Below are 16,041 nucleotides of genomic sequence, written 5' to 3'. Positions count from 1 at the left end.
TACTGTGACGGATTCACGGAAGAAGGGCCGCAAGGGCTTTGAAACCGAGCGGCCGGAGCCCAGTCATCATGTGAGGGAACCCACCAGCAGTTCTTTGAAGTTGGACGAGGCCCGGGATACAAATTGGTGCTGGAGCGTAATGATCGCGGTATCGGATTGAACGGGCGGATCTATCTCGGCATAACGCACTTGTCCGGGCTCTTTGAGAAGCAGAGCCGACCGCGGCACGACGGAAATCCCCAGACCGGAGTCCGTTAAAATCATAAGCGTGGAGACGTCGGGACTTTCGCATACCAGGTTCGGTTCGAAGCCGGATGTTTTGCATGTTTCGATAAATTTGTGATAAACGCTGTAATCGCCCTGGCCCCGGAGAATCAGCAGGGGGGAGGACGCAAGTTCACTAACCGGAACCGTTCCGCCGTCCGGGGCTTTCCAGTCCGGAGGAAATACCGCCACCAGAGGCTCCGTCTGCAGGCGCTGAACGGAAACTCCGGGCATGCGGTCCGGCAGATGCGACTGCAGGGGAAGCCTGACGATTCCCATTTCGATTACTTTGTTTTGCAAAAGTTCCTCGACGCGGAACGAATCGGCCTCCCACAGTTTAAAAGAAACATGGGGGTAACCGAGGCGGAACTTTTTCATTACGGACGGCAAGTACGGGACGCAGGACATCACGGTGCCGATAGACAAAGTTCCTCTCGCTCCGTCCTGCTGCTCTTTTATTTCAGCCATCATGCCGTCAATGGAATGCAGAATTTCTTTTGCCCGCTTATAGAAGGTCCAACCCGCAGGGGTGATCTCGAATTTCTTGTTCTCGCGGTCGATCAGCGTGATGCCGAGCTCTTCCTCCAGAGCCTTAAGCTGCAGGCTGAGGGGAGGCTGGGCCATATGCAGACGCTGCGCCGCTTTCGTAATTTGTCCTTCTTCGACAATCGTCAGGAAGTAGTACATTTTTTTGAAATCCATACCGGAGAACTCCACTCCATTTCATGATCATATATTTTATATATGTCATATAGCTATTATATATATTTTACATATGTATGGGGCGGAAAGTAAACTGAACGGGCGAGAATGAATAAAACAGCCAGGAGGTTAACGATATGAAGCCTGTTACAAGCTTTCGCGACTATGTCGAAGCGCTCGGACGTTACGGGGATTTGTTTACCGTGGACGAAGAAACGGACTGGAACCTGGAGATCGGGGCCATGATCCGGTACGCGTACGAGCTGCCCTCTCCGGCTCCTCTCTTCACCAAAATAAAAGACAGCGCCCCCGGCTTTCGGGTGCTCGGTGCGCCGGTAGGCCTAAGCCCGGTTAGGGAGCACCCGTATTTACGAATCGTGCTTTCTTTGGGCCTGCCGGTTCAATCGACGTTATCCGAACTTGTCGAAAAATGGTCCCGTCTTGCTGATGTGGAGCCGATCCCGCCACGAGAGACAGAGAAAGCGCCCTGCAAGGAAAATAAACTGTTCGGCGACGAGATCGATCTTACCCGGCTGCCCGTTCCTCTTATCCATGTGGGAGACGGAGGACGTTATTTGAACACCTACGGCGTTATGATCGTACGGTCCCCGGACGGCTCCTGGGTAAACTGGTCGATTACCCGGGTCATGCTTCACGATAAGCGGACCATGGCCGGCGTCATCGTTCCCACACAGCATCTCGGCAAAATCTACGCGCAGTGGAAAGAGACCGGAGAGCCTATGCCGTATGCGCTTTGCCTCGGAGTCGATCCGGGAATCGCGATGATAGCCGGGTACCCTCTTCCCGACGGAATCAGCGAAGCGGAACTGCTCGGCGGCTGGTACGGCGAGCCGATTGAGGTCGTTCGCTGTGAGACGAACGATCTCCAAGTTCCGGCTTCCAGTGAAATTGTCATCGAAGGAGTGGTTTCGCTTCGGGAAACGGTGCCCGAAGGCCCCATGGGCGAATACGCCGGGTATACCTGGGTCGGACACAGTAAGCCCGTTCCATGCTTTCATGTGACGGCTATGACTCACCGCGACAATCCGATCATGCCCGTTGTCGCTGCGGGCGTACCGCCGGAAGAAAATCACACGAACTGGGGAATCGCCATCGCGGCTAGTATCCGGCACGAACTGCGCAAGCGCCATCTTCCCGTGAAAGATTGTCTGATCCCTTTCGAATCGGCCGTGCACTGGCTTGTCGTTACCGTTGATACGCAAGCGGAAGGTGCCGCCGGGACAACGGGCGATTCTTTGGCTCGCCAAATCGGGGAAGCGGTATTTTCGTCACGCGGAGGGTCCTACATCCCCAAAGTAATAGTCGTTAACGACGACATCGATCCGGGCCGGCTCGACCAAGTCGTCTGGGCGCTCGCAACCCGGAGCCATCCGGATAAAGTCCTCCTCTTTCCCGGTCAGAAAGTACTCCCGCTGGTCGCTTATCTCGACACGCATGAGAAAGAAACGGGGACAACGACCAAAGTCGTGTACAACTGTTTGCCTTCCGAAGAATGGCCGAGGGATTACAGGCCGCTGGAAGCCTCTTTCGCGGGTTACCCGGAAGAACTCCGGGAGAGAGTGCGCGAGCGGTTTAAAGCTGCGGGGATACCGGTAAACGAAAATGAGAAGTGACAGAAGCCGCGGCAGCGATCGTGAACCCGACAACAGAATCACGGGAAAGGAATGAGGAACATGAAAGTTATTGTCGGCCTGTCGGGCGCGACGGGGGCTATCCTGGGAATCCGGCTGCTGGAGGGCCTGAAAGAAGCGGGAGCCGAAACGCACGCGGTCATTTCCCCTTGGGCCGCCGCCAACATTCAGCTGGAAACGGGCTGCACGGTGAAGGAAGTGGAGCAGCTCGCGGATTACTCCTATCCGCACAAAGATCTGGGAGCCGCCATTTCCAGCGGTTCCTGCCGGATAGACGCCATGATCGTCGCGCCGTGCAGTATGAAGACGCTGGCTTCGATCCGGCTCGGATTGAGCGATAATCTGATCTCCCGGGCGGCGGATGTTGTTTTGAAAGAACGGAAGAAACTCGTGCTGCTGCCGCGTGAAACTCCGCTGAATGATATCCACTTGGAACATATGCTCGCTCTGTCCAGAATGGGAACGACGATTCTTCCGCCGGTGCCGGCCTTCTATAACCATCCGGAAACGATCGAAGATCTGATCCGGCATCTCGTAGTCCGGACGATCGATCAGTTGGGCATATCCTTGCCGGCGGCCAAACGATGGGCGGGCATGAAAGAAGCTTGACCGGTATTGAATCCCCCTCTCTTGACGTATAGTTGAATTAACTTACAGACTTAACCATTCCAAGGGAGGAAGCGGAAACATGAGCGAGAAAGCCCCTGATCCGATTCTTTGTTTTGAAGATCAAGCGGCGTTTGAAAGTTGGCTCGGAAGCAATCACGGAACATCGGCCGGAATCTTTCTGCAAATCGCGAAAAAAAACGCCAGCCTTGCTACGGTTTCTTATCAGGAAGCTCTTGAAATCGCGCTCTGTTACGGATGGATCGACAGCCAGAAGAAAAAGCTGGACGACGAGTCGTGGATTCAGCGGTTTACACCGCGCGGAACGAGGAGCATCTGGTCCAAGGTAAATAAAGATAAAGCGGAGCAGCTGATCGCGGATGGGAGAATGAAGTCTCCGGGCCTTGAAGCCATTGAAGCCGCCAAGCGCAACGGTCAATGGGACAAGGCATACGAACCGCAAAGCAGCGGGGCCGTACCGGAAGATTTTGCCGCCCGCCTGGAGTTAAACGCCCGGGCTAAAGCGTTCTACGACACGCTAAACAATCAGAACAAATATGCGATCCATTTCAGAATCGGGAATGTCAAAAAACAGGAAACCCGTGAAAAACGCATCCTTCAGTTTATCGACATGCTTGAAAGAGGCGAAAAAATTTACCCCTGACAGGGTGGGCGATCGGGAGTAAAGGAAAGAGCAATAGGTGTGCCAATCATTGGCACGCCTTTTTTTGCGGGTAAAGTCAGGACACAGAAACACGTCTTGAAGTTTGACAACCGAAAAAGGAAGGTTTATTTTATACATATAGGGGTATTGGTATTAGAATCAATTTATTTTCACCATACCCTCCGGCAGCGGTTCAAAGAAGAACCGTATTTCACATAAAGGAGCAGCAAGATATGGACACTTCAGTACTGGCAGGGGGCATCGTTTTGGTGTTGGCCGCCTGGTTTCTCTACTCACGGATGACTCCGGTAAAAGGATTAAAAAGTCTGGACGAGGAGCAATTTCGGAGCGCTTTGGAGCAAACCCGCGGACTTCTCGTTGATGTCCGGGAACCCCATGAATACAAGAGCGGTCACATCCCGGGAGCGAAAAACATTCCCTTGTCCGGGCTCTCGCAGAAAATGAGCGAACTCCCGAAAGACAGGGATATTTTTCTGTACTGCAGGAGCGGGATGAGAAGCAGCCAGGCGGCGAAGCTGCTCGGGCGCGCAGGGTTTACGAAGCTTTCACACCTTAAGGGCGGGATAAACATATGGCGAGGCAAAACGAAAAAGTGAAGCAGGCTGGGCTGGAAAGGCGTTTAAGTCCGGCGGCACAGGGCAAGCTTAACCATAATAAAAACGTAGACAGGAGGAAACGGGATGTTTCATTACTCGGTAGAAACGGCCAAACCCGCCGGGCAAGCGATCAAAGATCTTGAGGAAAATCTTAAAGCGGAAAAGTTCGGTGTTCTATGGCACCTGGATATGAAAGAGAAGCTGGGGGAAAAAGGCGTCGAACTCGAACAGACCTATCATATTCTCGAAGTGTGCAACCCCGTTGAGGCGAAACGCGTGCTAACGGAGAATGCGCTAGCAGGTTATTTCTTGCCTTGCAAAATCGCCGTTTACGAAGATAACGGGACGACCCGGATCGGCCTGCCCAAGCCTACGGCACTCATCGGACTTCTGGAAAACAAGAACCTGATGGAAATCGCGGCAGATATTGAATCCCGGTTGATGGACGTTATTAACAAAAGCCGTTGACCTGCGGAAGAACCCACAGAAGACTGAGAAATCAGTCTTTTTTTATATGGAACGGGACTTTTGATTATAAAAACGGAAATCACAGTTGACAAAATAAGCCTCTCCCTGTAAGTTGATAGTAACATAATGATAATAACAAATGATTACGAACAGGTGGCGGAATGATGAAAAAAGACCGCAACGGGCTGACAGAAGAGCAATTTCTCGCTCAATACCGTGCGGGAGACTTTGTACGGCCGTCAGTAGCAGCAGATATGGTAATTTTCACGGTGGCCGATACGGCGGAGTTCAACTACCGCAAGCTTCCGCAGAAAAAATTGCGGGTTCTGCTCATTCGGCGGGGAGAGCACCCTTTTCTCGGAAAATGGGCACTGCCGGGTGGATTTGTCCGTCCCGGGGAAACGACGGAACAGACTGCACGCAGGGAACTCCGGGAGGAGACGTCGGTGGATAACGTTTACCTGGAACAGCTTTATCTGTTCAGTGAACCGGACCGCGACCCGCGGACATGGGTCATGAGCTGTGCCTATATGGCCTTGATCGATAGCACCGGGGTGCGGATAAGAGGCGGGGACGATGCGGCGGAAGCCGCCTGGTTCGATGTAACCTACCGGCTTATTAACGGGGAGAAAAGGCAGGCGGAAAACGACCGATGTTTAACGAGGCGATACGAGCTGACGCTGACCGGGGAACGAGAAACGCTAACGGCTGTGGTCGAATGCACAAAACACAAGACGGAAACTGCCGCGGCTGTGCAATATGCCATTAGCGACAGTGATGGGATAGCTTTCGACCACGCGAAAATAATCGGCTGCGCCATAGAGAGGCTGCGCGCTAAGCTGGATGAAAGCGATATCGCCTTTCATCTGCTGCCGGATCTTTTCACGTTAACGGAGCTTCAGCAGGTTTACGAGGTTATTCTGGACAGGGACTTGCTAAAGGCGGCTTTCCGCCGAAAAGCGGCTCCACTTGTTAAGGAATCCGGTCAATTTACCGAGCATGCCGGACACCGTCCATCCCGGCTGTACCGGAGAAATCGGGAGGAACTTATATGAATTATACGATTGAAGGGCTTAGGAAAGCTTATCAAGCGGGGGAAAAACAAAAATTTCTTTTCTTCTGGGGACATACGCCTCCGGCAGACGGAAGTATCAATGCGAGCTGCTTCAGCCAGTGGTGGAGATCCGGTTTTATTGTGGACGGCGAGACTTACACCTGTACGGAGCAGTATATGATGGCCGAGAAGGCAAGACTCTTCGGCGATGACAAGATGCTAGAGGCGATTATGAACGCCAGGCATCCCAAAGAGATGAAAGCGTTCGGTCGAGCGGTCTCATCTTTTGATGCGGATGTTTGGGAAAGCCGCTGCTACGCTATCGTGAAGAAGGGAAACCTTGCCAAGTTCGGGCAAAATCCCGAGCTGTGGAGCTTTATGAAATCGACCAAAAACCGCATCCTGGTCGAAGCGAGTCCGGTCGACCGGATTTGGGGAATCGGGCTGGCCAAGGACCATCCCGATGCGGATAATCCGATGAAATGGCGGGGAAGAAACCTCTTGGGATTTGCGCTTACCGAGGTGAGGGACGCTCTTCTGCTAGAGGAAACCGGCCATAGGTGAAGAGAGAGTGGTTACCGGCGTTCTGCTGTCTGCTGACACAGGCAATGAAAGGGAACGCATGACAACAAAAGGCATATCATACGTATGCCCAGCAAAGTAAGAGTTGTCATGAGAAAACCGTACCGGATTTCCGGTACGGTTTTTAGCCGTTAAAATTGCGATTGAACGTATCGCACGAGACAAATCGAGCTGCTTCTCGTCGCATGACGGCAGTCAACTTGTACCGGTTTAACGATCCTTTTACTGCTCCAGACTGCGTAAATAATGTTCATACTCGATGCTGAATTCCAGCGCTTCTTTAAAATCGGCGGACAAGCCGGATAAGGCTTCCACGATATCCTCTTGTCTCGTTTCGGCAAGGGCGATGATGCCCGGCTCGCGGGGGATACGAAACTGTGTATGGTCGTGATAGGTAATGGTGACAATCGTACCGACAGGGCCGTCCTCCTCCGTATAAAGCGTACTCCACATCCAGCGCTCCTGCTCGCTCCCGTCCGCTTTACGGCCCCACTCGCGGGAAATATCGAAATTGCCCGGGAGGCGGGGCTCCGGCCTGATTCCTGCTTCCTGAAGCTGGCGGTGTACGGGGAGGAAGAGGAGGTTCAAGTAGGTTCCGTAAGCGGGGTCACCCGCTTCCGCGTAAGCTTTAAGCAGCCGCTCGTTCTCTTTAACCAGAATTTCCTGCCAATTTTCACGGATGTGAGATTCGATAAAGGCGGCAGCGGCTCCGATCTTGCTTTCCGGCTGTTCATTCAAGTAATCGTTTAATGATTTGGTTGTTTGCATATAAGGTATAAAACTCCCTTCCTTCTATCCATTTTATGGAATACAATTTCATCTTACAACATGCATGCAAATGATAAGCTTATCGTCACAAAACAGGCTGTTGAAGCGGGATTAGGCGTAAAACGTTAGAAAGTGCTTTAAGCCTGGACGGGATGACATCTTTATGGATCCGATCTTTTTTTAAAAGAAACATGGAAAATAGTTTGCCAGTCACTGGAACACATGCTATATTGATAATGATTATCAATATCAATTAAATAGGAGTGAATACCCTTGCATACATCTATCCGGTCTTATACTTTATTGGTGTTCATTTTGCTGCTTGCTATGGTTATCGGCGGCTGCGGTCAAACGGCAGGTAACGCGGGAGCATCGTCCGGAGAGGCGGGAAAAACGGCTGCCGCTGCCGCTTCTTCAGACAATCACAAGTCTGCGGACAAGGGAGAGACGGTCACTTTCCATGCGGCAAACGGTGATATTCAAGTGCCCAAAAATCCGAAGCGGATCGTGGATACAACGAATTTTTACACAGGTTATTTTCTCGCCATAGGAGTTAAGCCGGTCGGTATTTCAGAGGGAGCCATGGGCAATCCCTACTTTAAGGGAATGCTGGACGGTGTCCGCAGCATTGGAGACAAGCCTTCGGCCGAATCGATTCTCGCGCTGAATCCGGACCTGATCGTTACGTTTACGGGGACCGAAAATATCGAGAAGCTGGAACAAATCGCTCCGGTCGTGGCGATTGATTACGGCAAAAAGAACTACAAAGATCAGCTCCTGGAATTCGGCAAACTGACGGGGAAAGAAGACCAGGCGAAACAATGGATCCACCAGTGGGAGAAAAAAATCAACGGACTGAAGCCGCAGATCCAAGCGGTCGTGGGCAATAAAACGGTGTCCATCCTGAATCCTTACGCCAAAGGGCTGTATGTATTCGGGCACAATTATGGACGCGGCGGCGAGATCATTTACGGGGAATTCGGCCTGAAAGCACCGCCGGAAGCACAGAAAGCCGCTATTGACAGCGGAAAAGGCTGGGCATCGATTTCCCTGGAGAAACTCCCGGAGTTTACGGGAGACATCGTGTTTACTTGCCCGTGGTCGGGCGATACGAGCGATCCCGGGAAAGTGTATGAAAATCCCGTGTGGAAGGGACTGCCTGCCGTGAAAAAAGGACATGTCTTCCAGCTCGATCCGAAGGGAGACACGTTTAATGATCCGGTGTCACTTGAAGCGGAGCTGACATTCATTTCGGAAAGCCTGCTTTCCGTGAAATAACAGCCGCACAGGCGGAAGGGGCGGCTATACACATCATACCCGGCAGTTCAAGGGCTGCCGGGTTTATGCTTGCCCTAGGGGGGGACAGCGGTTGACAGAACCGCTTTATTTTATCTATAATGGCATGGATTTTAAAGACGGAATCGAAGGTGAATCGGCATGTCTCCACGTACGAAAGAACAAAACGAAGCGATCCGGAACCAGCGCAGACAAGAAGTGCTCCAGGCGGCTATCCAGGTTTATGTCGATAAAGGTTATGCGGCGGCCGAAATGGGGGATATAGCGGATCGGGCGGGACTCGCCCACGGTCTCGTTTATTACTATTTCAAGAACAAGAAAGCATTGTTCCGCGAGCTTTACGAAACGATGCTGGATGACTCCAAACGCTTTACAAAATCTTATTTTGAGCAAGAGGGGAACGTGCTGGAACGGTTCGAGAGTTATGCCCGGATCGTCTGCGAACGGGTGGTGGACAATCCCGTGGTCCCGCGTTTTTATATGCGGATTAGCTCGGATGTGCATCATTTGTATACACCCGAAGAGTTTTCTCCGTTTTCATGGGTGCAGAGCTTTTTACAAGAAATGACAAGGGCTATCGAAAAAGGGATCGGAGAAGGCTCGATTCGGCCGGGGAATCCCGATCTTATGGCGAGACAGTTCTGGGGAGCCGTATCGCAGGGAATGAATTACTTGGACCAGGCGCACCAGGAGTGGCTGGCAAACGGCATTCCGGAAACTGAAAAGAAGAAACAATGGAGCAAGGCGCTGGACCAGGTGGTGGAGTCGTCGGTTTCCATATTGAAGCTCCGCTAATTTTTTTTGGTTTTAATATTGACTTGTATATCAATCAAAAATAAAATATGGGAAAGGAGAGTGATGTTTGTCTGAAAACGTTAGTCGTCGTGGCTCATCCGAATTTGCAAAAGTCCCGTGTCAACAAAAGATGGGTGGAGGAACTGAGGAAACATTCCGCCCGGTTAACCGTTCATGCGCTGTACGCCGAATATCCGGAGAAAGTGCTGGATGTCGGACGTGAACAGGCTTTGCTGGCGGAATGCGACCGGCTCGTGCTGCAGTTTCCGCTGCAATGGTACAGTACTCCGCCGTTACTGAAGCAGTGGCTGGATGAAGTGTTCACAACGGAGTGGCTGTTCGGTCCGGGCGGCAAGGCCGTGGCGGGTAAAGAACTCCTGCTCGCCGTTTCTGCCGGAGGAATGGAAGAGACTTACGAGGCAGGAGGTTTGATCGGCTACACGATCAGTGAGTTGACCCGTCCTCTGCAGGCTTTTGCCAATCAGATAGGCATGACGATGCTTCCGCATTTCAAATTTCACGGTGCGAATCAGGCGCCGGACGAACAGATCGAAAAGAGCGCGGAACGTTATATCCGGCATATTTTGAATCCCGAGCTTGATCCGCGGATCGCGCGGCAGAGAATGATCAGCGAAATGAAACTAAAGATGCAGGCCTCTCTATAAAAGCGAAGCCGAAGTTTCCCGTCGGGGAGGCTTCGGCTTATGTGACGTCCGGATTCAGACAGCGTATAATAGGAATGATTTGTATGCCCCGTACGGGGTTAAGTAGATTTTTGGACGGATATAATTCCGTGGGAGCGGCTTTCTTACGGATTAGCCGTATAACTGACACAGCATGAGAGCTAGGGAGGAATCGGACAATGAGTACAGAACCGAGTACGGCGGGATGGGACGCCATTGAGAAGGAATTTGTTAAGCTTTACGGGGAACAGGAACCGAAACATTACGGAACGCTAATCTCCTATATGCTGGGAGGACCGGATCCGCTGGATGGAATCAGCGCGTACAAAACGGACGAGCCTGTCCCGCATTGGCATATCGTAACGTTCGGATTTTCGGAACTTTACGATAAAGAGTCGGACAATACGGAAGAAAGCGGCTACGGATTCGAATTAACGTTCCGTCTGATCCGGGGTCCGGAAGAGGAGGAGCCTCCCGCTTGGGCGCTGAACCTGCTGCAGAATATGGGAAGATACGTATTCAACAGCGGCAATATTTTCCGGTCGGGCGACTACATGGACGCCAACGGCCCCATCTGCCTCGGCTCCGATACCCGGCTGACCGCTCTCGCTTTTATCGGGGATCCGGAACTTCCCGCTATCGACACGCCTAACGGACGAATGGAATTTATCCAGATGGTCGGAATTACAAGAGACGAGCTGGAAGCCATGCAGACGTGGAATACACTTGGCATGTTAAACGCTTGTCTGCCTTATATGCCGCGGTACATAACGGATTTATCGAGGGATTCTCTGCTTAAGAAGGAAGCCGTTTCCGAAGCGGCGGTGAAAGGAATCCGGGAGGACGGCTCCAACACCGGCTTCCTGTTTGTGGATCAGCTGGCATGGGAGCCGGGGAAAAAAGGCTGGCTGAGCAAAACTCCCGCCCTACTTACGCTTGGGGCAAAACAAGCCGGTATTATCGGCAAACTTCTTCAAGGGCGGATTTTGAAAGGCAGAGAGCTCACGCTTGTTGGTCCGGAAATCCGCGTGATTTTTGAAGCGGGAGAGAAACCGGAGTGTACTGCCCTGGAAGATACGGTCCGGATCATTCTCGACGAGGCTGCTGCCGCCGAGCTGAGCAGCGGTCTGGTGCCCAAAGAAAGCGACCTTGAGGTTGCTTCCTTGCCGGGCACTATTATCCGCATCGTGAAAACAAACATTAAAGACAGCGAAGGAAACGTAGTAGAAGTTATCGGCTGACCCTAACGTTAAAGTAGTGAAGGTGCCGGGAGCGGAGGAGGATTCATTCTTTCCGGCGGATTCGATGAACCTGCCGCCAAACAGCAGGCAGCTACGCTCCTCGGTGTTCATACAAGCTGTCCGATCCGGGAGGAGAAAAGGAAACCCTTTTCTCCTCCCGGATCGGCTTTTTTTTGTTGACGCTATTGAAGAAGACGCTTCTCCGCAGGCTGAAGCTCGCGATATCTTTCCGCGTATGCAGGAAGAAAATGGTGCAAAATCATACGCGCCGGGAAGGATAATATGGAGGAAGGCAAAAGTGAGAAAGGACTGCAAGCCGCATAGTCCGAGTAAGGGGGAGACTGCCGGGGGGCGGTCTTTTTGCCGTACGGATAAAAATGACGGCGGCGTTTACTGCGGCGTTTGTGCAGAGGAGAGCCCGCTTTCGGAAACGAATGTGTGGATTCTTGCCACGCCTTCCACGATCTCCCCGGCCGTCAAATTTCCGTACCCCAGAATAATGCCTCCAGGTTTTTCCGTCGTTTCCGCTATCGAATAATCGGAAGCAAGTTCAAGCCGGAAGCCGTATGAATCCGTATTCTTCCACGGAAGCCGCGCATAACAATCTGAGCGGAAACATACCTGGAGATGCATGCCGGCATCGTCGCCCAGGATACTTATCTCGTTTCCGAACAGGGCAAAAAGTCTTTCCTTGAGTAAGGCCCGCCTTTTTTTATATAGCTTCTTCATCGTATGAATGTGCCGCTCCAATTGGCCGTCGACAATAAAACGGGCGAGCGCCTTTTGAAGAACAAGCGGTGTGTACATGTTGAGCTCTTCTTTCGTGCCGGCAATTCTATCCATGAGATGAGGAGGAACGATCAGAAATCCGATTCGCAGACTCGGAGATAACGTTTTGCTGAATGTGCCCACATAGATAACGCGGGAAGGAGAGAGGGTCTGCATCGGCGGAACCGGGATGCCCTTTAACCGGAACTCGCTGTCATAATCGTCTTCGAGGATAAAGGAATCCGCTTCTTCCGCCATCCGTATGGCCTGCTGCCTCCGCTGTATCGAAAGCAAACTCCCGCTGGGGAATTGATGCGAAGGCGTGAGCAGCACAAGATGGCCTGGGGCGAACCGGGATAACAGGCCGAGATTCATGCCCTGCTGATCTACTTCGACAGGCACAAGATTATAATTCATTTTGCGGAATATGTCCCGGGCAAAACTGATGGTGGGATCTTCCAGGTACAAGGAATGAAACCCCGGCGATAACGAAAGTGCCGTGAGGAAAATGCCTTCGGAAGCCCCTGACACGATTAGGATTTGTTCGGTCGTACACCGGATACCTTTGGCTCTGAACAAAAAATCGCGGATTGCACACCGGAGAGTTCGGAAACCCCGGATGTCTCCGTAGCCGGATTCCGCAACCGCAAGTGTTTCGGCAGCCTCCCTCAAATATTTGGCCCATATGGTTCCCGGGAAGGAAGCCAGGTCCGGGATGCCTGTGGCAAAATCGATCACTTCCGGGCCGGAGACAGCTTCCTTTTGCGGTACAGGAGCTTCCGTTGGAGGTAGGTCCGGTTGGATCCCGGAATGTGTACGGATACCCGCCGCTACATAGGTGCCGGAACCTACCCGGCAATCGAGGTAGCCTTCGGCGGTAAGCTGTTCGTACACTTCAACGACCACATTGCGCGCGATTCCCCATTCTTTGGCAAGCACCCGGGTAGGAAGCAGCCTTGTTCCGGCTGCCAGCTGTCCGGATTCTATCAAGAGCCGCAACTGCTGGCATAACTGGCGGGTTGCCGATAAGGACGAACTTTTGTCAAGATGAATCCCGTACATAAAACGCCTCCCTAAATTGGTTCCTCGAATTTCACTTGAATTGGATCTAAAACAAAGCCATTTTACTTATTATAATGAAGTCAATTCGAACCGGAAAGGGAGAAAACAAGAATGAACGAATCATTGAAAAAAACACTGGGTACTACCGCTATTCCACTGAGTCCGCTTGGTTTGGGATGCTGGGCGATCGGAGGTCATTTTACGCTGGAAGGGTTACCGGACGGTTGGGGGGAAGTCAATGACGACGAATCCGTTATGGCGATTCAAACCGCTGTAGAAAGAGGAGTCACTTTTTTCGATACGGCGGATGCCTATGGGACCGGACACAGCGAAGAGGTGCTCGGACGGGCGCTGAAGGGACGCAGGAGCGAGGTTGTTCTGGCTACTAAATTCGGTTATACGAATAACGAAGCTACGAAAGAAGTTTTTGCCCGTCACGATGTTTCACCTGCTTATATACGGAGTGCTTGTGAAAAGTCATTAAAGCGGCTGAACACGGATTATATTGATTTGTATCAAATTCATGTCGGTTCTTTAAATCAGGAAGAGATGGAATCGGCGATCGAAACTTTAAACCGGCTGAGGCAGGAGGGATGGATACGCGCATACGGCTGGAGTACGTGGGATGCACAACTTGCCGAGCTGTTCGCCCGAAATTCGGAAGCCGCGGCCATCCAGCATACGTTGAATATCTTGAACGATCATCCTGAAATGCTCAGTATCTGCGAGAGGCATGGATTAACAAGTATTAACAACTCGCCGCTGGCGATGGGTCTGCTCAGCGGCAAGTTTACCGCCGCATCCGAATTGGCGGAGACCGATGTCAGGGGAAGCGGCCACGAATGGGTGACCTACTTTAAGGAAGGCAAACCGGTTCCTTCCTATCTGGCTAAACTCGAAGCGGTCCGTGAAATTCTGACCAGCGGCAATCGCACATTGGTACAAGGGGCGCTGGCATGGATATGGGGGAGAAGCGACGCGGCCGTCCCGATTCCCGGGTTTAAAAACCGCAAGCAGGTGGAGGATCTGACGGGAGCGATTGCACACGGACCTTTGACAGGGGCGCAAATGGAGGAAATCGAAACCATATTAAATTCCCGGCAAATACAGGATTAACGGACGATATCGAAGGAAGATCGAGGCCCTGGAAACCGGGCCTTTTTTTGTCCGGACACTTAAATATCCGTGTGTTTTGCATGATTGTCTTAACAAAAAAAGGGGTGAAGAAACGGCTTTCTTTCCGTTTCGGGCGAAAAGGTGATAGGACGCTCCGTACAAAATACGGGGTTGTAAAAATTCCCTCTTCATGGTAATTTAGCTCCTATCCGGTAAGAATCGGGAGGATATTTTCATGAATTGGCTCAAATGGGATTTGAATCTGAAAATAAGATTAACCGGCGATACCGTGTTTAATCTGCTTTTCTGGATGTACTTCCCGTTCATTACCCTGTTTTTCAGCGAAGCGTTCGGCAAAACCGTCGCCAGCGTACTGATGGCCGTGCCGCCTGTGTTCAGTCTGATAGGCGGCTTGTTCGGCGGCTTTCTCGCGGACCGTCTCGGCCGGAGACCGGCTATGCTGCTGGGAGCGTTTATGCAAGCCGGAATGTTCGCCCTGTTTGCGTTCTCTACTTCTCACTGGCTGGACTACTTCGCCTACATCGGTATCGGCCTGGGCGGCGCCGTCTATATGCCGGCCAGCTCGGCGATGGTGGCGGATTTGACGCCGCCCAAAGACAGGCGGATGGTCTATGCGACTTTCGTAACCGGGCGGAATATCGGGGCCGTGTTCGGACCCGCGCTCGGCTCGGTTTTCTTTTTCCAGTACCGCCAGGAGCTGCTCTGGACCTGCACCGCCGTAACGCTGCTGTATTCGCTGGCCATCCTGCTGATGATCAAGGAGACGCTGCCGGCAGCCTCCGGAGAAGCCCGGCCGGGCATGAAGCTGTCCGGCATTTTGAAAGAGCAGGCGGGCAGCTACGGCGTGATTTTCCGGGATAAACTGTTCGCTCTCTATATCGCCGCAGGCATACTGGTTACGATCGCTTTTATGCAGCTCGATATGTATCTGGCGGTGTACGTGACGGAGTACGTGCCTCAGCAGAAGCTGCTGACCGTCGGGGATTGGAGCCTGACCCTCGGCAGTTCGCAGGCATTCGGTTTGATCCTTGGCCTGAACGGCCTGCTGTTCGTCCTGGGTGTGATGCCGGTAACAAAATGGTTTGAAACATGGCCGGAACGCAACGTCCTTATTCTGTCATCCCTGCTGTTCGGGGCGGGTATGTTTATGTTCGGGTTCACGACACAGATAGGGCTGCTGCTGATTTTTACCGTTATTTTCACGATTGGAGAGATTTCACGCAGCCCGGTTACCGAAAGCTTTATCAGCAAATATGCGCCGGACCATGCCAGAGGCCAATATATGGGGGCATCCGGTCTTCAGTTTTCGATCGGCAGGCTGATTGCGCCGGTTACGGTTTTGTTCTCGGCCTGGCTTCCTCCGCTCGCGGTATTCGGGTTTATTCTTCTCGTTACCGTCCTCAGTTCTCTTCTGTATGTACGCGTGTTTAAAATGCTTCCCGCAAGCTACTACCATCCCCCGCGCGAGTCGGATACCGTCTGACCAGGAAGAGTTTGAGGAAATTAAGGCACCCAAAAGAAAGCTAAAAAAATAGCTCAAAAGAAAGCTCAAAAGAAAGCTCAAAAGAAAGCTCAAAAGAAAGCCGGAAAGGCTTTCTTTTTTTGCTGCGGGGATGCGCAGAAGGTCGAGATAAAAAAATATTCTTTTTTTTGGGCGGAGCTGTCGATTTCACGGTTTGTTC

Annotated in this window: 16 protein-coding genes; 13 read left to right on the top strand and 3 right to left on the bottom strand. The window is 52.1% G+C overall.

From position 1 onward, the window contains the following. Nucleotides 1-66 precede the first annotated feature (66 nt). Entirely contained in the window at nucleotides 67-966 is a 900-nt protein-coding gene (locus ABC395_RS14060; protein ID WP_413003958.1) for a LysR family transcriptional regulator, read from the bottom strand. Between the two features lie 137 nt (nucleotides 967-1,103). Between ABC395_RS14060 and ABC395_RS14055 the strand changes: the two genes are divergently transcribed. The 7 genes from ABC395_RS14055 to ybiA all read left to right on the top strand — a co-directional run bounded on the left by ABC395_RS14055 (nucleotide 1,104) and on the right by ybiA (nucleotide 6,591). After that, nucleotides 1,104-2,600: a UbiD family decarboxylase gene (locus ABC395_RS14055; RefSeq protein WP_413003956.1), complete on the top strand. Its 1,497-nt coding sequence runs from the start codon at nucleotides 1,104-1,106 to the stop codon at nucleotides 2,598-2,600. A 60-nt stretch (nucleotides 2,601-2,660) separates the two neighbouring features. Beyond that, nucleotides 2,661-3,227, top strand: a complete 567-nt coding sequence (locus ABC395_RS14050) for a UbiX family flavin prenyltransferase (protein ID WP_413003954.1) — start codon at nucleotides 2,661-2,663, stop codon at nucleotides 3,225-3,227. A gap of 79 nt (nucleotides 3,228-3,306) precedes the next feature. Next, nucleotides 3,307-3,888 (top strand): YdeI/OmpD-associated family protein, encoded by a 582-nt coding sequence (locus ABC395_RS14045; protein ID WP_413003952.1) that lies wholly within the window; start codon nucleotides 3,307-3,309, stop codon nucleotides 3,886-3,888. A gap of 233 nt (nucleotides 3,889-4,121) precedes the next feature. Then, the gene (locus ABC395_RS14040) at nucleotides 4,122-4,505 is read left to right on the top strand and encodes a rhodanese-like domain-containing protein (protein ID WP_413003950.1); all 384 of its coding nucleotides are present in this window, start codon (nucleotides 4,122-4,124) and stop codon (nucleotides 4,503-4,505) included. 84 nt (nucleotides 4,506-4,589) lie between these two features. After that, a complete protein-coding gene (locus ABC395_RS14035) occupies nucleotides 4,590-4,973 on the top strand; it encodes a DUF302 domain-containing protein (RefSeq protein ID WP_413003948.1) in 384 nt (127 codons plus the stop codon). Nucleotides 4,974-5,134: 161 nt separating this feature from the next. Beyond that, the gene (locus ABC395_RS14030; RefSeq protein WP_413003946.1) at nucleotides 5,135-6,028 is read left to right on the top strand and encodes an NUDIX hydrolase; all 894 of its coding nucleotides are present in this window, start codon (nucleotides 5,135-5,137) and stop codon (nucleotides 6,026-6,028) included. After that, nucleotides 6,025-6,591: a riboflavin biosynthesis intermediates N-glycosidase gene (gene ybiA, locus ABC395_RS14025; RefSeq protein ID WP_413003944.1), complete on the top strand. Its 567-nt coding sequence runs from the start codon at nucleotides 6,025-6,027 to the stop codon at nucleotides 6,589-6,591. The genes ABC395_RS14030 and ybiA overlap by 4 nt, the downstream gene beginning before the upstream one ends. A 240-nt stretch (nucleotides 6,592-6,831) precedes the next feature. Here ybiA and ABC395_RS14020 read toward each other — a convergent pair whose 3' ends face one another. Continuing rightward, the gene (locus tag ABC395_RS14020) at nucleotides 6,832-7,377 is read right to left on the bottom strand and encodes a DUF6022 family protein (RefSeq protein ID WP_413003943.1); all 546 of its coding nucleotides are present in this window, start codon (nucleotides 7,375-7,377) and stop codon (nucleotides 6,832-6,834) included. 273 nt (nucleotides 7,378-7,650) lie between these two features. On the opposite strand from ABC395_RS14020, the gene ABC395_RS14015 reads away from it, so the two are divergent. From ABC395_RS14015 to ABC395_RS14000, 4 genes are all read left to right on the top strand, one after another. Further along, nucleotides 7,651-8,655 (top strand): iron-hydroxamate ABC transporter substrate-binding protein, encoded by a 1,005-nt coding sequence (locus ABC395_RS14015; RefSeq protein ID WP_413003941.1) that lies wholly within the window; start codon nucleotides 7,651-7,653, stop codon nucleotides 8,653-8,655. A 159-nt stretch (nucleotides 8,656-8,814) separates the two neighbouring features. After that, nucleotides 8,815-9,468 carry a TetR/AcrR family transcriptional regulator gene (locus ABC395_RS14010; protein WP_413003939.1) on the top strand — a complete coding sequence of 218 codons (654 nt, stop codon included), beginning with the start codon at nucleotides 8,815-8,817 and terminating at the stop codon, nucleotides 9,466-9,468. 47 nt (nucleotides 9,469-9,515) lie between these two features. Further along, nucleotides 9,516-10,133: an NAD(P)H-dependent oxidoreductase gene (locus ABC395_RS14005; protein ID WP_413003937.1), complete on the top strand. Its 618-nt coding sequence runs from the start codon at nucleotides 9,516-9,518 to the stop codon at nucleotides 10,131-10,133. Between the two features lie 197 nt (nucleotides 10,134-10,330). Further along, nucleotides 10,331-11,392 carry a suppressor of fused domain protein gene (locus ABC395_RS14000; RefSeq protein ID WP_413003935.1) on the top strand — a complete coding sequence of 354 codons (1,062 nt, stop codon included), beginning with the start codon at nucleotides 10,331-10,333 and terminating at the stop codon, nucleotides 11,390-11,392. A 390-nt stretch (nucleotides 11,393-11,782) separates the two neighbouring features. Here the strand turns inward: ABC395_RS14000 and pdxR are convergent, their stop codons facing one another. After that, on the bottom strand, nucleotides 11,783-13,222 hold the full coding sequence (gene pdxR, locus ABC395_RS13995) for a MocR-like pyridoxine biosynthesis transcription factor PdxR (RefSeq protein ID WP_413003933.1): 1,440 nt from the start codon (nucleotides 13,220-13,222) through the stop codon (nucleotides 11,783-11,785). A 111-nt stretch (nucleotides 13,223-13,333) separates the two neighbouring features. On the opposite strand from pdxR, the gene ABC395_RS13990 reads away from it, so the two are divergent. Then, entirely contained in the window at nucleotides 13,334-14,338 is a 1,005-nt protein-coding gene (locus tag ABC395_RS13990) for an aldo/keto reductase (protein WP_413003931.1), read from the top strand. Nucleotides 14,339-14,573: 235 nt separating this feature from the next. Next, nucleotides 14,574-15,842, top strand: a complete 1,269-nt coding sequence (locus tag ABC395_RS13985; protein ID WP_413003929.1) for an MDR family MFS transporter — start codon at nucleotides 14,574-14,576, stop codon at nucleotides 15,840-15,842. Nucleotides 15,843-16,041: the final 199 nt, after the last annotated feature.

Source organism: Paenibacillus canaveralius, from assembly GCF_047238265.1.
Classification (GTDB): domain Bacteria; phylum Bacillota; class Bacilli; order Paenibacillales; family NBRC-103111; genus Paenibacillus_F.
The sequence above is the reverse complement of the archived record's forward strand: the minus strand, read 5'-3'. Positions and strand labels throughout refer to the sequence as shown.

Coding starts and splice junctions, on each gene's coding strand:
- ABC395_RS14060 (WP_413003958.1), bottom strand. CDS start 966: ATGGATTTCAAAAAAATGTACTACTTCCTGACGATTGTCGAAGAAGGA.
- ABC395_RS14055 (WP_413003956.1), top strand. CDS start 1,104: ATGAAGCCTGTTACAAGCTTTCGCGACTATGTCGAAGCGCTCGGACGT.
- ABC395_RS14050 (WP_413003954.1), top strand. CDS start 2,661: ATGAAAGTTATTGTCGGCCTGTCGGGCGCGACGGGGGCTATCCTGGGA.
- ABC395_RS14045 (WP_413003952.1), top strand. CDS start 3,307: ATGAGCGAGAAAGCCCCTGATCCGATTCTTTGTTTTGAAGATCAAGCG.
- ABC395_RS14040 (WP_413003950.1), top strand. CDS start 4,122: ATGGACACTTCAGTACTGGCAGGGGGCATCGTTTTGGTGTTGGCCGCC.
- ABC395_RS14035 (WP_413003948.1), top strand. CDS start 4,590: ATGTTTCATTACTCGGTAGAAACGGCCAAACCCGCCGGGCAAGCGATC.
- ABC395_RS14030 (WP_413003946.1), top strand. CDS start 5,135: ATGATGAAAAAAGACCGCAACGGGCTGACAGAAGAGCAATTTCTCGCT.
- ybiA (WP_413003944.1), top strand. CDS start 6,025: ATGAATTATACGATTGAAGGGCTTAGGAAAGCTTATCAAGCGGGGGAA.
- ABC395_RS14020 (WP_413003943.1), bottom strand. CDS start 7,377: ATGCAAACAACCAAATCATTAAACGATTACTTGAATGAACAGCCGGAA.
- ABC395_RS14010 (WP_413003939.1), top strand. CDS start 8,815: ATGTCTCCACGTACGAAAGAACAAAACGAAGCGATCCGGAACCAGCGC.
- ABC395_RS14005 (WP_413003937.1), top strand. CDS start 9,516: ATGGGAAAGGAGAGTGATGTTTGTCTGAAAACGTTAGTCGTCGTGGCT.
- ABC395_RS14000 (WP_413003935.1), top strand. CDS start 10,331: ATGAGTACAGAACCGAGTACGGCGGGATGGGACGCCATTGAGAAGGAA.
- pdxR (WP_413003933.1), bottom strand. CDS start 13,222: ATGTACGGGATTCATCTTGACAAAAGTTCGTCCTTATCGGCAACCCGC.
- ABC395_RS13990 (WP_413003931.1), top strand. CDS start 13,334: ATGAACGAATCATTGAAAAAAACACTGGGTACTACCGCTATTCCACTG.
- ABC395_RS13985 (WP_413003929.1), top strand. CDS start 14,574: ATGAATTGGCTCAAATGGGATTTGAATCTGAAAATAAGATTAACCGGC.